14 protein-coding genes are annotated in these 17545 nt (G+C 69.4%); 13 read left to right on the top strand and 1 reads right to left on the bottom strand.

What is annotated here, in order from left to right; all coding sequences use genetic code 11:
• Position 1: 1 nt before the first annotated feature.
• The 11 genes from parE to F3I16_RS09645 all read left to right on the top strand — a co-directional run bounded on the left by parE (position 2) and on the right by F3I16_RS09645 (position 11322).
• Positions 2 to 1900 (top strand): DNA topoisomerase IV subunit B, encoded by a 1899-nt coding sequence (parE, locus tag F3I16_RS09695; protein WP_160493471.1) that lies wholly within the window; start codon positions 2 to 4, stop codon positions 1898 to 1900.
• Complete coding sequence (locus F3I16_RS09690) at positions 1897 to 2880, top strand: esterase-like activity of phytase family protein (protein WP_372239612.1); 984 nt, start codon at positions 1897 to 1899, stop codon at positions 2878 to 2880. The genes parE and F3I16_RS09690 overlap by 4 nt, the downstream gene beginning before the upstream one ends.
• A complete protein-coding gene (locus tag F3I16_RS09685) occupies positions 2877 to 3407 on the top strand; it encodes a TIGR02281 family clan AA aspartic protease (RefSeq protein WP_256670139.1) in 531 nt (176 codons plus the stop codon). Before F3I16_RS09690 ends, F3I16_RS09685 begins: the two co-directional genes overlap by 4 nt.
• A gap of 37 nt (positions 3408 to 3444) precedes the next feature.
• Complete coding sequence (parC, locus tag F3I16_RS09680) at positions 3445 to 5706, top strand: DNA topoisomerase IV subunit A (protein ID WP_160493470.1); 2262 nt, start codon at positions 3445 to 3447, stop codon at positions 5704 to 5706.
• A 12-nt stretch (positions 5707 to 5718) separates the two neighbouring features.
• Positions 5719 to 6843 (top strand): ABC transporter permease, encoded by a 1125-nt coding sequence (locus F3I16_RS09675; protein ID WP_218573200.1) that lies wholly within the window; start codon positions 5719 to 5721, stop codon positions 6841 to 6843.
• A 146-nt stretch (positions 6844 to 6989) separates the two neighbouring features.
• Entirely contained in the window at positions 6990 to 7760 is a 771-nt protein-coding gene (locus F3I16_RS09670; protein ID WP_160493469.1) for an ABC transporter ATP-binding protein, read from the top strand.
• Positions 7757 to 8707, top strand: a complete 951-nt coding sequence (locus F3I16_RS09665) for an MlaD family protein (protein ID WP_160493468.1) — start codon at positions 7757 to 7759, stop codon at positions 8705 to 8707. Before F3I16_RS09670 ends, F3I16_RS09665 begins: the two co-directional genes overlap by 4 nt.
• On the top strand, positions 8704 to 9309 hold the full coding sequence (locus F3I16_RS09660) for a membrane integrity-associated transporter subunit PqiC (RefSeq protein WP_160493467.1): 606 nt from the start codon (positions 8704 to 8706) through the stop codon (positions 9307 to 9309). The genes F3I16_RS09665 and F3I16_RS09660 overlap by 4 nt, the downstream gene beginning before the upstream one ends.
• A gap of 114 nt (positions 9310 to 9423) precedes the next feature.
• Entirely contained in the window at positions 9424 to 10125 is a 702-nt protein-coding gene (locus F3I16_RS09655) for a membrane integrity-associated transporter subunit PqiC (RefSeq protein ID WP_160493466.1), read from the top strand.
• A 70-nt stretch (positions 10126 to 10195) separates the two neighbouring features.
• The gene (locus F3I16_RS09650; protein WP_160078323.1) at positions 10196 to 10438 is read left to right on the top strand and encodes an exodeoxyribonuclease VII small subunit; all 243 of its coding nucleotides are present in this window, start codon (positions 10196 to 10198) and stop codon (positions 10436 to 10438) included.
• On the top strand, positions 10435 to 11322 hold the full coding sequence (locus F3I16_RS09645; RefSeq protein ID WP_160493465.1) for a polyprenyl synthetase family protein: 888 nt from the start codon (positions 10435 to 10437) through the stop codon (positions 11320 to 11322). The genes F3I16_RS09650 and F3I16_RS09645 overlap by 4 nt, the downstream gene beginning before the upstream one ends.
• Positions 11323 to 11425: 103 nt before the next feature.
• On the opposite strand, the gene F3I16_RS09640 is transcribed toward F3I16_RS09645, so the two are convergent.
• Positions 11426 to 12346 (bottom strand): LysR family transcriptional regulator, encoded by a 921-nt coding sequence (locus tag F3I16_RS09640; RefSeq protein WP_160493464.1) that lies wholly within the window; start codon positions 12344 to 12346, stop codon positions 11426 to 11428.
• A gap of 159 nt (positions 12347 to 12505) precedes the next feature.
• On the opposite strand from F3I16_RS09640, the gene F3I16_RS09635 reads away from it, so the two are divergent.
• Both F3I16_RS09635 and F3I16_RS09630 read left to right on the top strand, forming a co-directional pair.
• Positions 12506 to 14197, top strand: coding sequence for an AMP-binding protein (locus F3I16_RS09635; RefSeq protein ID WP_160493463.1), 1692 nt, complete (start codon positions 12506 to 12508; stop codon positions 14195 to 14197).
• Positions 14194 to 17472, top strand: coding sequence for a carboxyl transferase domain-containing protein (locus F3I16_RS09630; RefSeq protein ID WP_160493462.1), 3279 nt, complete (start codon positions 14194 to 14196; stop codon positions 17470 to 17472). The genes F3I16_RS09635 and F3I16_RS09630 overlap by 4 nt, the downstream gene beginning before the upstream one ends.
• Positions 17473 to 17545 lie beyond the last annotated feature (73 nt).

Genomic DNA, 17545 nt, shown 5'->3' with positions numbered 1-17545 from the left:
CATGGCCCAGCAGAACACCTACAACGCCGATGCCATCGAAGTCCTCTCCGGCCTCGACCCGGTGCGCAAGCGCCCGGGCATGTACACCGACACCTCGCGGCCCAACCACCTGGCCCAGGAAGTCATCGACAACAGCGTCGACGAGGCCCTGGCCGGCCACGCCAAATCGATTCAGGTGATCCTCCACGCCGACAACTCCCTGGAAGTGCTCGACGACGGCCGCGGCATGCCGGTGGACATCCACCCGGAAGAAGGCGTGCCGGGGGTCGAGCTGATCCTCACCAAGCTGCACGCCGGCGGCAAGTTCTCCAACAAGAACTACCAGTTCTCCGGCGGCCTGCACGGCGTGGGCATCTCGGTGGTCAACGCGCTGTCGACCCGGGTAATCGTCACCGTCAAACGCGACGGCAACGAGTACCAGATGAGCTTCGCCGACGGCTACAAGGCCAGCGACCTGGCCGTGGTCGGCACGGTGGGCAAGCGCAACACCGGCACCAGCGTGCACTTCTGGCCGGACGCCAAGTACTTCGACTCGGCCAAGTTCTCGGTCAGCCGCCTCAAGCACGTGCTCAAGGCCAAGGCCGTGCTCTGCCCCGGCCTGGCGGTGAGTTTCGAGGACAAGGCCAGCGGCGAGAAAGTCGAGTGGCACTACGAGGACGGCCTGCGTTCCTACCTGGCCGACTCGGTCAGCGAACACCTGCGCCTGCCCGACGAGCCCTTCGTCGGCAGCCTGGCCGGCAACAAGGAAGCGGTCGACTGGGCCCTGCTGTGGCTGCCCGAAGGCGGCGAAAGCGTGCAGGAAAGCTACGTCAACCTGATCCCCACCGCCCAGGGCGGCACCCACGTCAACGGCCTGCGCCAGGGCCTGCTGGATGCCATGCGCGAGTTCTGCGAGTTCCGCAACCTGCTGCCGCGCGGGGTCAAGCTGGCCCCGGAAGACATCTGGGAACGCATCGCCTTCGTCCTCTCGATGAAGATGCAGGAGCCGCAGTTCTCCGGGCAGACCAAGGAACGCCTGTCCTCCCGCGAGGCGGCGGCATTCGTGTCTGGAGTCGTTAAAGACGCCTTCAGCCTGTGGCTCAACGCCAACCCCGAGCTGGGCCTGGGCCTGGCCGAGCTGGCCATCAGCAACGCCGGGCGCCGGCTCAAGGCCGGCAAGAAGGTCGAGCGCAAGAAGATTACCCAGGGCCCGGCGCTGCCCGGCAAGCTGGCCGACTGCGCCGGGCAAGACCCGATGCGCTCCGAGCTGTTCCTGGTCGAAGGCGACTCCGCTGGCGGTTCGGCCAAGCAGGCGCGCGACAAGGAGTTCCAGGCGATCCTGCCGCTGCGCGGCAAGATCCTCAACACCTGGGAAGTGGACGGCGGCGAAGTGCTGGCTTCGCAAGAGGTACACAACATCGCCGTGGCCATCGGTGTCGACCCGGGCTCGGCCGACCTCGGCGAACTGCGCTACGGCAAGGTGTGCATCCTCGCCGACGCCGACTCCGACGGCCTGCACATCGCCACGCTGATCTGCGCCCTGTTCGTCCGCCACTTCCGCCCGCTGGTGGATGCCGGCCACGTCTACGTGGCCATGCCGCCGCTGTACCGCATCGACCTGGGCAAGGAGATCTTCTACGCTCTCGACGAGGCCGAGCGCGACGGCATCCTCGACCGCCTGGTGGCCGAGAAGCGCCGCGGCAAGCCACAGGTCACCCGCTTCAAGGGCCTCGGCGAGATGAACCCGCCGCAGCTGCGCGAAACCACCATGGACCCGAATACCCGGCGCCTGGTGCAGCTGACCCTGGAAGACTTCGAGGGCACGCTGGAGATCATGGACATGCTGCTGGCGAAGAAACGCGCCGGCGACCGCAAGAGCTGGCTGGAAGCCAAGGGCAACCTGGCCGAGGTCCTGGCGTGAGACTGAGCGCCGCCCTCGCCGGCCTGCTGCTGAGCGGCGCGCTGCATGCGGCGCCGGCGCCGGTCGAGCTGCAACTGCTCGCAGAGCACCCGGTGGAGGGCCTGGACGGCAGCAACCTGTCCGGCCTGGCCCGCTGCGGCGACGAGTGGCTGGCGGTCTCCGACCGCGCCGATGATCGCCTGTACCGCCTGCAGGCCCAGGTCGACAGCTGGCAGGCGGTCGCCGAGCGCTTCAGCGCGCCCGATGCGCCGGCCAGCGGCCTGCCCTGGGGGCTGCGCATGCGCAGCTGGACGGTCAACCAGCTGCGCGGCGGCAGCCTGGACTTCGAGGGCATCAGCTGCGACGGCGCCGGCAACCGCTACCTGCTCAGCGAAACCCAGGCCGCGGTGCTGCAGCTCGGCCCGAGCGGCAACGCCGACTGGCTCACGCTGCCCGCCGGCCTGGTGCGCCAGGCCCGCGCCAGCGGCATGCTGCTCAGCTTCAACGCCCTGTTCGAAGGCATCGCCATCGACGCCCAGGGCGAACGCCTGTGGCTGGCCGCCGAACGCGAACGCCGCGGCCTGCTGGTGCTGCACAAGCGCAACGGCGGCTGGCACTGCACCGGCGGCTGCGTGCTGCTCAGCGAGGGCGGGCTGCAGGCCTCGCTGGCCCAGCCGGACAGCGGCACGCAGGTGCCCCTGGATTTCGCCGACCTGCACTACTTCAACGACCGCCTGTTCAGCCTGGAACGCGCCGGCCACCGCATCTGCCGGCGCAACCCGAGCAGCGGCGCCAGCGAGAAATGCTGGTCGTTCGCCGCCGCCGCGCTGAGCGCACCACGCCGCTACGCCAGCCCCTACGGGGTGGCCGAAGCCCTGTGGCTGGACCAGGACAGTGCCTGGGTCGGCCTGGACAACGGCGGCAAGGCCCGCGCCGACGGCGAAAGCCGGCCGCTGCTGTGGCACCTCAAGGCCCCCGCCGACGGCTGGAGCGCGCCATGAGCGCCCCCCAGGCGCCTGGCCAGCGCGCCGGCCGGGTCATGCTGGTGCTGGCCTGGGGCGCCGGCCTGCTGCTGGCCACGCACTTCTTCGGCCAGTGGGAAGAACGCCGCGACAACCCCAACCAGCAGCCGCAATCGGTGCATGGCGAGGGCTACATCGAAGTGCGCCTGGCCAGCGGCCGCGGCGGCCATTACCTGCTCACCGGGCAGATCAACGGCGACGCCGTGACCTTCCTCCTGGATACCGGCGCCAGCGCCGTGGCGATTCCCGCCGAACTGGCCGCCCGGCTGCGCCTGGAACCCGGCGCGCCGGTGCAGATCCGTACCGCCAACGGCACAGTGACCGGCCAGCGCACCCGCCTGGCGTCCCTGCAGCTGGGCGACATCCGCCTGCACGACGTGGCGGCGCTGATCACCCCCGGCATGGACGGCGACGAGGTGCTGCTCGGCATGAGCGCCCTCAAGCAACTCGAATTCACCCAGAAGGGCGGCACCCTGGTGCTGCGCCAAGCGATTTCCGTGAAATGACTTCTCTCGTAATGACCACTTTGCCAATGAGGCACGCATGAGCGATTCCCTCGACCTGAGCCTGGACGGCGTGGAGCGCCGCTCCCTTGCCGACTTCACCGAGCAGGCTTATCTCAACTACTCCATGTACGTGATCATGGACCGCGCCCTGCCGCATATCGGCGACGGCTTGAAACCGGTGCAGCGGCGCATCGTCTACGCCATGAGCGAACTGGGCCTGGACGCCGATTCCAAGCACAAGAAGTCGGCGCGTACCGTCGGTGACGTGCTCGGCAAGTTCCACCCCCACGGCGACAGCGCCTGCTACGAGGCCATGGTGCTGATGGCGCAGCCGTTCAGCTACCGCTACACCCTGGTCGACGGCCAGGGCAACTGGGGTGCGCCGGACGATCCCAAGTCCTTCGCCGCCATGCGCTACACCGAGGCGCGCCTGTCGCGCTACTCGGAAGTGCTGCTCAGCGAACTGGGCCAGGGCACCGTGGACTGGGTGCCGAACTTCGACGGCACCCTCGACGAGCCGGCCACCCTGCCGGCGCGCCTGCCCAACCTGTTGCTCAACGGCACCACCGGCATCGCCGTGGGCATGGCCACCGACGTGCCGCCGCACAACCTGCGCGAAGTGGCCAGCGCCTGCGTGCGCCTGCTGGACGAGCCCAGCGCCACGGTCGAGCAGCTGTGCGAGCACATCCTCGGCCCGGACTTCCCCACCGAGGCGGAAGTCATCACGCCCAAGGCCGACCTGCTGAAGATCTACGAGACCGGCCGGGGCTCGGTGCGCATGCGTGCGGTGTACCGCGTCGAGGACGGCGATATCGTGGTCACCGCCCTGCCGCACCAGGTCTCCGGGGCCAAGGTGCTGGAGCAGATCGCCGCGCAGATGCAGGCGAAGAAGCTGCCGATGGTCGCCGACCTGCGCGACGAGTCGGACCACGAGCACCCCTGCCGCATCGTCATCATCCCGCGCTCCAACCGGGTGGATGCCGACGAGCTGATGACCCACCTGTTCGCCACCACCGAGCTGGAGTCCAGCTACCGGGTCAACACCAACGTCATCGGCCTGGACGGCAAGCCGTCGGTGAAGGACCTGCGCACCCTGCTGAGCGAGTGGCTGGTCTACCGCGTCGGCACCGTGCGCCGCCGCCTGCAGTTCCGCCTGGACAAGGTCGAGAAGCGCCTGCACCTGTTGGAAGGCTTGCTCACCGCCTTCCTCAACCTGGATGAAGTGATCCATATCATCCGCACCGAAGACCAGCCCAAGCCGGTGCTGATGGAGCGCTTCGGCCTGAGCGAACTGCAAGCCGACTATATCCTCGACACCCGCCTGCGCCAGCTGGCCCGCCTGGAAGAGATGAAGATCCGCGGCGAGCAGGACGAGCTGGCCAAGGAACGCGCCAAGCTGCTGGCCCTGCTCGGCAGCGAAGCCAAGTTGAAGAAACTGGTGCGCCAGGAAATCCTCGACGACGCAGAGAAGTACGGCGACGACCGTCGCTCGCCCATCGTCGCCCGCGCCGAAGCCAAGGCCCTGAGCGAGACCGAACTGCTGCCGACCGAACCGGTCACCGTGGTGCTCTCGGAGAAGGGCTGGGTGCGCTGCGCCAAGGGCCATGACATCGACGCCAGCGGCCTGTCGTACAAGGCCGGCGACGGATTCAAGACCGCCGCACCGGGCCGTTCCAATCAGTACGCCGTGTTTATCGACTCGACGGGCCGAAGTTACTCGCTACCGGCCCACTCGCTGCCCTCGGCCCGTGGCCAGGGCGAACCACTCACCGGTCGCCTGCAACCGCCACCGGGCGCCACCTTCGACTGCGTGCTGCTGCCGGATGACAACGCCCTGTACGTGATCGCCTCGGACGCCGGCTACGGCTTCGTGGTCAAGGGCGAGGACCTGCAGGCCAAGAACAAGGCCGGCAAGACCCTGCTGACCCTGCCCACCGGCGCGCTGGTCGTGCCGCCCAAGCCGCTGGCCAACCGCGAGGAAGACTGGCTGGCCGCCGTCACCACCGAGGGGCGCCTGCTGCTGTTCAAGGTCGCCGATCTGCCGCAACTGGGCAAAGGCAAGGGCAACAAGATCATCGGCATCCCCGGTGAGCGGGTGGCCAGCCGCGAGGAATACCTCACCGACCTGGCCGTGCTGCCCAACGGTGCCACCCTGGTACTGCAGGCCGGCAAGCGTACCCTGTCGCTCAAGCCGGACGACCTGGAACACTACAAGGGCGAACGCGGGCGGCGCGGCAACAAGCTGCCGCGCGGCTTCCAGCGGGTCGACGCACTGCTGGTCGAGACGCCAAACGCCTGATAGGGGATAGACATGGACGCCGCCACAGCCGAGCTGCGCTGGCAGGAGGATCAACAGGGCCGTACGCACTTGTGCGTTAGCGGCCAGTGGACCCTCGACCTGCGCAAACCGGACCTGCAGGCGGTGCTCGATGCCTATTCGGCCGTAGGCGCCGAGCTGCCGGTGCGGGTCGCCGTCAGCGACTGGGACAGCAGCCTGCTGGCCCTGCTGCGCCGCCTGCAACGCCTGGCCGAGGAGCGGCAGCTGACGCTGCACTGGCTGGAGCTGCCGAACGATGTCGAACGCCTGCTACAGATGGGCAGCGCCCACCCGATCCAGGCCGCCACTAAAGCCAGCGCCAGCCGCAATCCCCTGACCCGCATGGGCCAGCATTTCCTCGGTCTGCTGACGACCCTGGCCAACAGCTGCACCTTCCTCGGCGAAGTCTGCCTGGCCCTGCTGCGCCTGCTGCAGGGCCGCTCGCGCCTGCGTGCCGGCGACTTCTGGCTGGCCCTGCAGGCCTGCGGCCCCGGCGCCCTGCCGATCGTCGCGCTGATCGCCAGCCTGGTCGGGCTGATCCTCGCCTTCGTCGGCGCGGCCCAGCTGGAAGCCTTCGGCGCCCAGCTGTACATCGCCAACATGGTGGCCATCGGCATGACCCGCGAGATGGGCGCGCTGATGACCGCGGTGATCATGGCCGGGCGCACCGGCGCGGCCTATGCCGCCGAGCTGGGCAGCATGCAGGCCAACGAGGAGATCGACGCGCTGAAGACCTTCGGCTTCCCGCCGCTGGACTTCCTAGTGCTGCCGCGCCTGTTGGCGCTGCTGGTGGCCATGCCGCTGCTGTGCGTATTTGCCGACGCCCTCGGCATCCTCGGCGGCTTCATCATCGGCGCCGGGCTGTTCGACATCTCCGCCACCCAGTACCTCAACCAGAGCCTGGAAATGCTCAGCCTCACCGACTTCCTCCTGGGCATCTTCAAGAGCCTGGTGTTTGCCGTGCTGATCGGCCTGATCGGCTGCCACTACGGCCTGGCCAGCGGCCGCAACGCCCAGGCCGTTGGCCAGGCCACCACCCGCGCGGTGGTCAGCATCATCGTCGCCCTGGTGGTCAGCGATGCGCTGATTACGCTGATCTGCACCCAGCTGGGTATTTGAGATCCCGCCTATGAACTCCTGTCTGTCGGCCACACTGCGTCAAAAAGGGCCTCGGCATGCTCATTTACAGCTCGTAAACTCCGCTGCCTCGGCCCTTTTTTTTCCTTGTCTGGCGCTAATCCAGAAGCCCATAGGCGGGATCTTTCATGAATGATGCCGTGCTGATCGTGGAACACCTGGACGCCGGCTATGGCACGCGGGTGATCCAGCACGACCTCAACTTCAGCATCCAGCCTGGCGAAGTGTTCGTCATCATGGGCGGCAGCGGCTGCGGCAAGAGCACCGTGCTGCGCCACCTGATCGGCCTGCAGGCACCGCTCGCCGGGCGCATGCTGTTCCACGGCGAGGACTTCTGGGCGCAGGACGAGGCGCGCCGCGACACGCTCCTGCAGCACTTCGGCGTGCTCTACCAGAACAGCGCGCTGTGGGGCTCGATGACCCTGCGTGAGAACATCTGCCTGCCGCTGGAAACCTACCGGCCCAACCTCGGCCGCGCCGAGTTGGATGAGCTGGCCGCGCTCAAGCTGAGCCTGGTCGGCCTCGGCGGCTGCGACCAGCTGTACCCGGCCGAGCTGTCCGGCGGCATGCGCAAGCGCGCGGCGCTGGCCCGCGCCCTGGCCCTCGACCCGCAGGTCTTGTTCTTCGACGAACCCTCGGCCGGCCTCGACCCGATCAGTTCCAAGGCCCTCGACGAACTGATCTTGCAGCTGCGCGACAGCCTCGGCTCCAGTATCGTGCTGGTGACCCACGAGCTGCCGAGCATCTTCGCGGTGGCCGACACCTGCCTGTTCCTCGACGGCCAGGCCGGCACCCAGATCGCCCTCGGCGCCCCACGCGAACTGCTGGCCCACGGCCCGCAGACGGTACAGCGCTTCCTCGGACGCAACGGTACATTCCTCAAGGCGGAGGACGCATGAGCGAAACACGCAAACCCTTTCTGATCGGCAGCTTCCTGCTCGGCGGCCTGGTCCTGCTGGTAGCCGGCGCCCTGCTGCTGTCCCGGGAAAGCTGGTTCAGCAAACCCAGCGAGTACGTGGTGTATTTCACCGGCGCCCTCGACGGCCTGGATGTCGGCGCCGACGTCACCTACCGCGGGGTGAAGATCGGCAGCGTGCGCGAGATCCGCCTGTCCTACGACAGCCAGATCAAGGACGTGGTGATGCCGGTGATCCTCCGTGTCGACCCGCAGAAGGCCGCCAGCCAGCGCGACTTCGACAGGGTGGTCAAGCAGCTGATCAAGCGCGGCCTGCGCGCCCAGCTGCAGACCCCCAGCCTGCTGACCGGCAAGGCGATAGTCGCTTTGGACATGTTCCCCGACCAGGCCGGCTATGTGTTCAGCCCCAGCGAAGTCGACCTGCCGAGCATCCCCAGCGTGCCTTCGCGCATCGACCAGGCCGCCAATGTGCTGCAGGAGCTGGCCAGCAGCCTGCGCGAAGTGCCGCTGCGCGAGCTGATCGAGTCGGCCAACCGCACCCTGCAGGCGATCGAGAAGCTGAGCAGTTCCGACGACCTGCACCAGGGCCTGAGCAGCCTGTCCGCCACCCTGGCCAACCTCGACCGCCTGAGCCGGCACCTGGAGCAACAGTTGCCCGGCCTGCTCGACTCGGCGCAGCGCAGCAGCGGCGAACTCAACGCCACCCTGGTGGAGATCCGCCAGGCCGCCGCCAGCACCCGGCAGACCCTGGAGCAGGCCAACGGCCTGCTGGTCGATGGCCGGCAGAGCATCGGCCCGCAATCGACCCTGCAATACGAGCTGGGCACCACCCTGCAGCAGCTCAGCCGCGCCAGCAAGGCCCTGCAACGCACCGCCGAGACACTGGAACAGCAACCGCAATCGCTGATCTTCGGGAAGCCCCAGCCATGAGCCAACGCCTGCTGCACGTCGCCTTCCTGCATTTGGCCTTCCTGCTGCTCGCTGCCTGCAGCAGCGCGCCGCCCCAGCAGTTCTACCAGCTCGCCAACGGCACGCCACCCAGCGTGCAGGATGCCAATGGCCCGGCCGTGCTGCTCGGCCCGCTGCAACTGGCCGACTACCTGCAGCGAGAAAGCCTGATGCAGCGCCACAGCGCCCAGCGCCTGGATGTCAGCAGCGAGGGCCGCTGGGCCGGCAGCCTGCAGGACGACATCGGCCAGCTGCTGCTCGCCACCCTGGCCGGCGAGCTGCACAGCAGCCGCCTGGCGCTGTATCCGGATCGCATCGGTTTCCCGGCCCAGGCGCAGATCATCCTGCACATCGGCCGCCTCGACTCCGGGCCGCAGCAGCCGGCCGTGCTAGAGGCGCGCTGGCGCCTGCTGGACGAGCGGGGCGAGCAGCGCGCCAGCGACCTGTTGCACCTGCAGCAGGCCCACGACGGCAGCCTGGAGGCCCAGGTGGCGGCGCAGAGCCAGCTGGTCGAGCGCCTCGGCCAGCAGCTGGCCGCCGCCATCCGCGCCCTGCCGCCGACGCCCGCCGCTGGGCTCCGCTGAGCAGCGCAGGCTGGAGTCCGGCGGCGCTTTGACGGATGATACGCGGCCGCAGGCAAACCCCTGCCCGTTCGCGTATGACTGCCGGCCGCTACCCGCGGCCCCCAGGGTGAAATGATGACCGTGTTGCGCCTCCCCGTTGTTCTCCTGCTGACCGGCCTGCTCGGCCTGGCCGGCTGTACGGCGCACCAACCGATCCCGCTGTACCAGCTGGATGCCGGCAGCCCCGCCGTGCCCCAGCAGAATCAGGGCCTGGCCGTGCTGCTCGGCCCGGTGTCGATCGCCGACTACCTGCAGCGCGAAGCCTTCCTCCAGCGCCAGGCCGACGGCAGCCTGGTGCCCGCCGACGATGCGCGCTGGGCCGGCAGCCTGGCCGCCGATATCGACCAGGTGCTGCTGCGCCAGCTGGCCGCCAAGCTGGACAGCCAGCGCCTGGTGCTGGCCCCGGCCAACCCCGGTTTCACTCCCGACGTGCAGGTGCTGCTGAGCATCAGCCGCCTGGACTCCGGCCCGCTGCACCCGGCCGTGCTGGAAGCCCAGTGGCGCCTGCTCGACCGCAGCGGCCTGCTGCGTGACAGCCGCCTGCTGCGCCTGGAACAGGCCCACGATGGCAGCCCGGCCGACCAGGTGAAGGCGCAGAGCCTGCTGCTGCGGCAACTGGTCGAACAACTGGCCGCCGCCATCGAACCGCTGCGCAACCAGCCGGTTGCCGAAGCCAAGCCGGCGCAACCGGCCGTGCCGCGCAACAAGCCGGCCCAGCCGCCGAAGATCCCCATGGTCGGCCCGGCCCGCAGCAACAGCGAAGTGCTGCGCTTCTGAGCCAGCGCAAGACCCATGCCGCGCGGCCCTGCCAGGGTCGCGCCGAGATACGAGCCCACGAGACAGCCCCATGGCCCGCAAGAAAGCCGCCGTCGATTTCGAACACTCCCTCGCCGAACTGCAGCAACTGGTCGAGCGCCTGGAAGGCGGCGAACTGTCGCTGGAAGACTCGCTGACCGCCTTCGAGCAGGGCATCCGCCTGACCCGCGATTGCCAGGCCGCCCTGAGCCAGGCCGAACAGAAGGTGCAGATCCTCCTGGAACGCGACGGCGAGCTGGAGGAAGCCCCCTTCGACGCGGACGACCAGGCATGATCGCGGCCTACCAGCAGCGTTGTCAGGCGCGCGTCGACGCCGCCCTGGAAAGCCTGTTCGAGGCGCCGCACAGCCAGCTGGCACGGCTCTACCAGGCCATGCGCTACAGCGTGGCGGGCGGCGGCAAGCGGATACGCCCGCTGCTGGTGTATGCCGCCTGCGAGGCGCTGCACGGCGACCTCGACCGCGCCGATGGCGCCGCCTGCGCGGTGGAGCTGATCCACGCCTACTCGCTGGTGCACGACGACCTGCCGGCCATGGACGACGACGACCTACGCCGCGGCCAGCCGACCACCCACAAGGCCTTCGACGAAGCCTGCGCGATTCTCGCCGGCGACGGTCTGCAGGCCATGGCCTTCGAGGCCCTCGCCGACCCGCGGCGCAACCCCCGGGATGCCAACCTGCGCCTGTCCATGGTATTGAGCCTGGCGCGCGCCGCCGGCCCGGCCGGAATGGTCGGCGGCCAGGCCATCGACCTCGGCTCGGTCGGCCAGCAGCTCGACCAGGCGGCCCTGGAAATGATGCACCGGCACAAGACCGGCGCACTGATCGAAGCCAGCGTGCAGCTCGGCGCCCTGGCCAGCGGCCAGGCCGACGACGCCGCGCTGCGCTCGCTGCAGCAATACGCCCGGGCCATCGGCCTGGCCTTCCAGGTGCAGGACGACATCCTCGACGTGGAAAGCGACACCGCCACCCTGGGCAAGACCCAGGGCAAGGACGAGGCCAACCACAAGCCGACCTACCCGGCCCTGCTCGGCCTCGACGCGGCCAAGGCCTACGCCTTGGAACTGCGCGACCAGGCCCTGCACGCCCTGCGCCCGTTCGGCAACAGCGCCGAACCGCTGCGCGAACTGGCCCGCTACATAGTCGCGCGCAAGCACTGAGCCCCGGACTGCGCCGCGCTGGCGCGCGCGGCGCAGCCTAGGCCAAGCCCCACGCCCGCAGGGTACGCCGTGCGCAGCAAACCCTACGCCAATCTAGCGCCCCTCAAAAATGCTGCCGCGCCAGGCCCAATAGCTGCTCGCGCAGCCACTGGCCGCCCGCCTCGTTCTCCGTCTGCCGTGGCCAGTACAGGTTGAGGCTCACCGCCGGCAGCTCCAGCGGCATGTCCAGCAGGCGATTGGCCAGGCCGGCATTGATCAGCTGGGCATATTGCCGCGGCATGGTCAGCAGCCAGTCGCTCTGCGCCACCAGCAACGCCGCCGACAGGTAGTGCTGGCAGCGCTGGCGCACCTGGCGTACCAGGCCCAGGTGACCGAGGGCCAGGTCCTCCACGCAGATGCCGCGGCGCCGCGAGGTCACCGCCACATGCTCGGCCGCCAGGTAGCGCTCCAGGCTCAGCTCGCCGGCGAAGGCCGGGCCGGCCACCACGCACAGCGGGTCGCGCAGCAGCAGGCGCTGGCGCAGTTCGGCATCGGTGGGCCGGGCGATCTCGATGGCCAGGTCGACCCGCCCGGCCACCAGCTCGCGCTTGAGCTCCGCCCAGTGCAGGCTGCTGCTGCGCAGCTCCAGCTGCGGTGCACACTGGCGCAGATGGGCGAGGATCGCCGGCAGCAGGATCGGCTCCATCTGCTCGGGCATGTTCAGGGTAAAGCTGCGCCGGTCGTGCCGCGGATCGAAGGTCTGCCCGCGGCCGACGCTGCGGCGCAGGCCGCTCAACGCCTCCTGGATGCCCGGCGCCAGTTGCTGGGCCAGCGGCGTCGGCGCCACGCCGCGGCCGTCGCGGACGAACAGCGGGTCGTCGAGCTGCTCGCGCAGGCGCTGCAGGGCATGGCTGACCGCCGACTGGCTGAGGTGCAACAGCGCCGCCGCGCGGGTCAGGTTGCGTTCGTGGTAGACCACCTCGAAGACGCGGAACAGGTTCAGGTCGAGGCGGCTCAATACCGACCATTCATGCTGCTGATTCATGGTTATCCATCTCTGCCTGGCGAGCCGGCAGCCTAGCAGGGCAAGCCGTCCGGCCAACCATGCATAGCACTCATGGATATCGATGCATAAGCATCAGTTCTGCCGCCCCGGCCGGCCGCCTAAGATGCCCGCCAGACCAGAACAAGCGGAGCCAGCGCCATGGACGAACAGCACTACCTTGCCCAGCTCGCCGACCTGCAGGCCGCCGCCTGGCCGCCCGGCGTGCCGCGCAGCCCGCACTACCCCCACGGCGAACAGCCACTGAGCGAATACCTGCGCGCCTGGGCGCGCCAGCAGCCCGAGGCGATCGCCCTGGACTTCTACGGCCACAGCCTGAGCTGGGCCGAGCTGGACCGGCTGTCCGACCGCTGCGCCGCCCTGCTGGCCGAACTCGGCGTGCAGCCGGGCGACCGTGTGGCCCTGTTCATGCCCAACTGCCCGCAGCTGCACATCGCCTTCTACGGCCTGCTCAAGTGCGGCGCCGTGTATGCGCCGGTCAGCCCGCTGAGCAAGGCCCTGGAACTGAGCTACCAGCTCAAGGACAGCGGCGCCCAGGTGACCCTCTGCTTCGACCAGCTGCTGCCGGTGGTGCGCGCGGTGCGCGAGGACTGCGCGCTGCGCCATGTGCTGGCCACCAGCCTGTCAGAGTTATGCCCGGCGCAGCCGAGCATTCCCGTGCCCGACCTGCTGCTGGCGCCGAAAGTCAGCGGCGACGACTTCCTCGACTTCTACCCGGCCCTGGCCGCCTGCACGGCGGCGGCACCAAAGCACCGCCCGCAGCTGGATGACCTCGCCGCGCTGAACTACACCGGCGGCACCACCGGCCTGCCCAAGGGCTGCATGCACAGCCACCGCGACATGCTCTACACCTGCGCCAGCTTCGTGCCGACGGCACTCGGCCTGACGCCCGGCGACACCCTGCTCAACTTCCTCCCGGAATTCTGGATCGCCGGGGAAAACTCCGGCCTGTTGTTCCCGCTGTTCAGCGGTTGCCGCCTGGTGCTGCTGGCGCGCTGGGATGCCCCGGCCTTCATGGCCGCCGTGCAGCACTACCGGGTCAGCCACTGTGGCCTGCTGGTCGACAGCGCCGCCGAGGTGCTCGACCACCCGCAGCTGGGCGACTACGACCTGCGCTCGCTGCAGCGCACCGGCAGCATCTCCTTCATCAAGAAGCTGACCCGCGACTACCGCGCACGCTGGCGGGCACTGACCGGCTGCAACCTGTTCGAGTTCAGCTTCGGCATGACCGAAACCCACACCTGCGACACCTTCACCTGGGGCCTGCAGGACGACGACTTCGACCTCACCAGCGCGCCGACCTTCGTCGGCCTGCCGGTGCCCGGCACCCAGTTCAAGGTCTGCGACTTCGCCACCGGCGAGCTGCTGCCGCTGGGCAGCGAGGGCGAACTGTGCCTGCGCAGCCCGGCGCTGATGCACGGCTACTGGCAACGCCCGGAAGAATCCGCCGCGGTGCTCAAGGACGGCTGGCTGCACACCGGCGACCTGGGCCAGATCACCGCACAGGGCTTCATCCGCTACCTCGGCCGGCGCAAGGAAATGCTCAAGGTCAATGGCATGAGCGTGTTCCCCAGCGAGCTGGAGGCCCTGCTCGGCCAGCACCCGGCGCTTGCCGCCAGCGCGGTGATCGGCCGCCCCGACGCCCAGCGCGGTCAGCAGCCGGTGGCCTTCGTCGTGCTCAAGCCCGGCAGCGCGGAAGACGCCGAGACACTGAGCGCCTGGTGTCGCGAGGCCATGGCCGTCTACAAGGTGCCGGAAATCCGCGTGGTCGCGGCGCTGCCGATGACCGCCACCGGCAAGGTGAAGAAGAACGAACTGGAGAACCTGCTGTGAGCGCGCCTTTTCAAGCCATCCTGATCGCCAACCGCGGCGAGATCGCCATCCGCATCGCCCGCGCCTGCGCCGACCTGCAGATCCGCTCGGTGGCGCTGTTCGCCGAGGACGACGGCGCCAGCCTGCACACGCGCAAGGCCGACCTGGCCGTGCCGCTGCGCGGCCGCGGCGTGCCGGCGTACCTGGACATGGAGCAGCTGATCGAGACGGCCCGCGCCCAGGGCTGCGACGCCATCCACCCCGGCTACGGCTTTCTTGCCGAGAACGCCGAGTTCGCCCGCCGTTGCCAGGCCGCCGGCCTGACCTTAATCGGCCCGGCACCGGAAGTGCTCGAACTGTTCGGCGACAAGGCCGCCGCCCGCGCCCTGGCCGAGCGCTGCGGGGTGCCATTGGTGGCCGGGATCAACCGCGCCGTGACCCTGAGCGAAGCTCGGGCCTTTCTCGCCGAGCATGGCGCGGTGATGCTCAAAGCCCTGGCCGGCGGCGGCGGGCGCGGCATGCGCGCGGTGTTCACCGACAGCGAGCTGGACGCGGCCTATGCGCGCTGCCAGTCCGAGGCGCAGGCGGCGTTCGGCAATGGCGCCCTGTATGTCGAGCAGCTGGTACGGCAGGCACGGCATATCGAGGTGCAGGTGCTCGGCGACGGCCGCGCGGTCAGCCACCTGTGGGAGCGCGACTGCAGCCTGCAGCGGCGCAACCAGAAGCTGGTGGAAATCGCCCCCAGCCCCGACCTCGACGGCGAGGTGCGCAAGGCGATCATCGACTGCGCCCTGCAGCTGGCCGGCGCAGTGAACTACCGCGGCATCGGCACCTTCGAGTTCCTCCTCGATGCCGAGCAGCCGGGGCGCTTCTACTTCATGGAAGCCAACCCGCGGGTTCAGGTGGAGCACACCGTGACCGAACAGGTCACCGGTGTCGACCTGCTGCATACTCAGATCCGGCTGCTTGCCGGCGCCTCCCTCGACCAGTTGGGCCTGCGTCAGCCGCCAGCCGTGCAGGGCTGCGCCGTGCAGCTGCGGATCAACCTGGAGACCCTGCACGCCGACGGCAGCACCCGCCCGGCGGTCGGCACCCTCAGCGCCTACGAGCCACCCAGCGGCCCCGGCCTGCGCGTGGACGGCTACGGCTACGCCGGCTACCAGGTCAGCCCCAGCTACGACTCGCTGCTGGCCAAGCTGATCGCCACCGCGCCCGACTACCCGGCCGCCCTGCGCCGCGCCTACCGCGCGCTGTGCGAGTTCCGCCTGGACGGCGTGGCGAGCAACCTGCACCTGCTGCTGAACCTGCTGCGCCTGCCCGAGGTGCAGGGCAACCGGGTCAGCACCCGTTTCGTCGAGAGCCGTCTGGGCGAGCTGCTCGCCGCCCAACCTGCGGCCCACGCCCATCACCATTTCGCCGCCAGCCAGGCGCAGGCCACGGCCGGCCCGCGCCCGGTCGACGCCCCGCCCGGCAGCCAGCCACTGAATGTGCCGAGCACTGGCGTGCTGGTGTGCCTGGAAGTGGCCGAGGGCGATGCGGTGGCCGTCGGCCAGACCATCGCCGTGCTGGAGGCGATGAAGATGGAGTTCGAGGTGCGCGCCAGCCACAGCGGCATCGTCCGCGCCCTCGCCGCCCAGCCCGGCGATGCCCTGGCCGAGGGCCAGGCGCTGCTGTTTCTCGAACCGGCCGAGGTGACCGCCGAACACGACCACAACGAACAGAGCCTGGACCTGGCGCACATCCGCGCCGACCTGGCCGAGGTGCTGGAACGCCACGCGCGCCTGACCGACGAACGCCGCCCCCAGGCCGTGGCCAAGCGGCGCAAGACCGGCCAGCGCACGGTGCGCGAGAACCTCGCCGATCTGCTGGATGACGGCAGCTTCATCGAATACGGCGCCCTGGCCCTGGCCGCACAACGCCGCCGCCGTTCGGCCGAGGAGCTGCTGGAGCTGAGCCCGGCCGACGGCCTGGTCGCCGGCATCGGCACGGTCAACGCCGGCCAGTTCGGCAGCGAAACCGCGCGCTGCATGACCATCGCCTACGACTACACGGTCTTCGCCGGCACCCAGGGGGTGATCAACCACAAGAAGACCGACCGCATGCTGCAACTGGCCGAACAGTGGCGCCTGCCGCTGGTGCTGTTCGCCGAAGGCGGCGGCGGCCGGCCCGGCGATACCGACTTCGTCGGCGTGGCCGGGCTGGACTGCCACACCTTCGTCGGCATGGCCAGGCTCTCCGGCCTGGTGCCGCTGGTCGGCGTGGTCTCCGGGCGCTGCTTCGCCGGCAACGCCGCCCTGCTCGGCTGCTGCGACGTGATCATCGCCACGGAAAACGCCAGCATCGGCATGGCCGGCCCGGCGATGATCGAAGGCGGCGGCCTCGGCAGCTTCCGGCCCGAAGAGGTCGGCCCGGTGTCCGTGCAGGGCCCCAACGGGGTGATCGACGTGCGGGTGGCGGACGAAGCCGAAGCCGTCGCGGTGGCCAAACAATATCTATCCTATTTCCAGGGACCACTGGCCGACTGGGACTGCGCCGACCAGCGCGAGCTGCGCCAGGTGATTCCCGAGAACCGCCTGCGCGTCTACGACATCCGCCGGGTGATCCAGCTGCTGGCCGACCGCGACTCGGTGCTGGAACTGCGCCGCCAGTTCGCCCCGGGGCTGATCACCGCCCTGATCCGCATCGAAGGCCAGCCGTTCGGCCTGATCGCCAACAACCCCGCGCACCTGGGCGGCGCCATCGACGCGGTGGCGGGAGATAAAGCAGCTCGCTTCATGCAGCTGTGCGATGCCTTCGATCTCCCCCTGCTGTCGCTGTGCGACACCCCCGGCTTTATGGTCGGCCCGGAGGCGGAGAAACAGGGCACGGTGCGCCATGTCGCGCGCATGTTCGTCGCCGCCGCCAGCCTCAGCGTGCCGTTCTTCACCCTGATGCTGCGCAAGGGCTACGGCCTGGGCGCCCAGGCCATGGCCGCCGGCAGCTTCCACTCGCCGCTGTTCACCATCGCCTGGCCCAGCGGCGAATTCGGTGCCATGGGCCTGGAAGGCGCGGTGCGCCTGGGTTTCGCCAAGGAGCTGGCGGCCCAGGCGGACGCCGCGGCGCAGCAGGCACTGTTCGACAAGCTGGTGGCCAAGGCCTACGAGCAGGGCAAGGGCCTGAACATGGCCAGCTACCTGGAGATCGATGCGGTGATCGACCCGGCCGAGACCCGAGCCTGGCTGCTGCGCGGTCTGAACGCCGCGCCGCGCCCGGCCGCGCGCACGGGCAAGAAGCGGCCCTTCGTCGATACCTGGTAAGGCGCAAAACCGGCAAGCCGCAGGTTGCATGCTAATGACATGCGGCGTGCGGCTTGCCGTGTCCTTTTCAGTT

This window comes from Pseudomonas sp. L-22-4S-12 (assembly GCF_009799935.1).
Taxonomy (GTDB): Bacteria; Pseudomonadota; Gammaproteobacteria; order Pseudomonadales; family Pseudomonadaceae; genus Aquipseudomonas.
This window is presented reverse-complemented; position numbering and strand designations above follow the sequence as displayed.

What these genes read in the sequence shown, in the direction of transcription:
- F3I16_RS09655 (WP_160493466.1), top strand. Translation starts at nt 9,424, where the DNA reads ATGACCGTGTTGCGCCTCCCCGTTGTTCTCCTGCTGACCGGCCTGCTC.
- F3I16_RS09645 (WP_160493465.1), top strand. Translation starts at nt 10,435, where the DNA reads ATGATCGCGGCCTACCAGCAGCGTTGTCAGGCGCGCGTCGACGCCGCC.
- F3I16_RS09660 (WP_160493467.1), top strand. Translation starts at nt 8,704, where the DNA reads ATGAGCCAACGCCTGCTGCACGTCGCCTTCCTGCATTTGGCCTTCCTG.
- F3I16_RS09640 (WP_160493464.1), bottom strand. Translation starts at nt 12,346, where the DNA reads ATGAATCAGCAGCATGAATGGTCGGTATTGAGCCGCCTCGACCTGAAC.
- F3I16_RS09635 (WP_160493463.1), top strand. Translation starts at nt 12,506, where the DNA reads ATGGACGAACAGCACTACCTTGCCCAGCTCGCCGACCTGCAGGCCGCC.
- parE (WP_160493471.1), top strand. Translation starts at nt 2, where the DNA reads ATGGCCCAGCAGAACACCTACAACGCCGATGCCATCGAAGTCCTCTCC.
- parC (WP_160493470.1), top strand. Translation starts at nt 3,445, where the DNA reads ATGAGCGATTCCCTCGACCTGAGCCTGGACGGCGTGGAGCGCCGCTCC.
- F3I16_RS09685 (WP_256670139.1), top strand. Translation starts at nt 2,877, where the DNA reads ATGAGCGCCCCCCAGGCGCCTGGCCAGCGCGCCGGCCGGGTCATGCTG.
- F3I16_RS09670 (WP_160493469.1), top strand. Translation starts at nt 6,990, where the DNA reads ATGAATGATGCCGTGCTGATCGTGGAACACCTGGACGCCGGCTATGGC.
- F3I16_RS09665 (WP_160493468.1), top strand. Translation starts at nt 7,757, where the DNA reads ATGAGCGAAACACGCAAACCCTTTCTGATCGGCAGCTTCCTGCTCGGC.
- F3I16_RS09650 (WP_160078323.1), top strand. Translation starts at nt 10,196, where the DNA reads ATGGCCCGCAAGAAAGCCGCCGTCGATTTCGAACACTCCCTCGCCGAA.
- F3I16_RS09675 (WP_218573200.1), top strand. Translation starts at nt 5,719, where the DNA reads ATGGACGCCGCCACAGCCGAGCTGCGCTGGCAGGAGGATCAACAGGGC.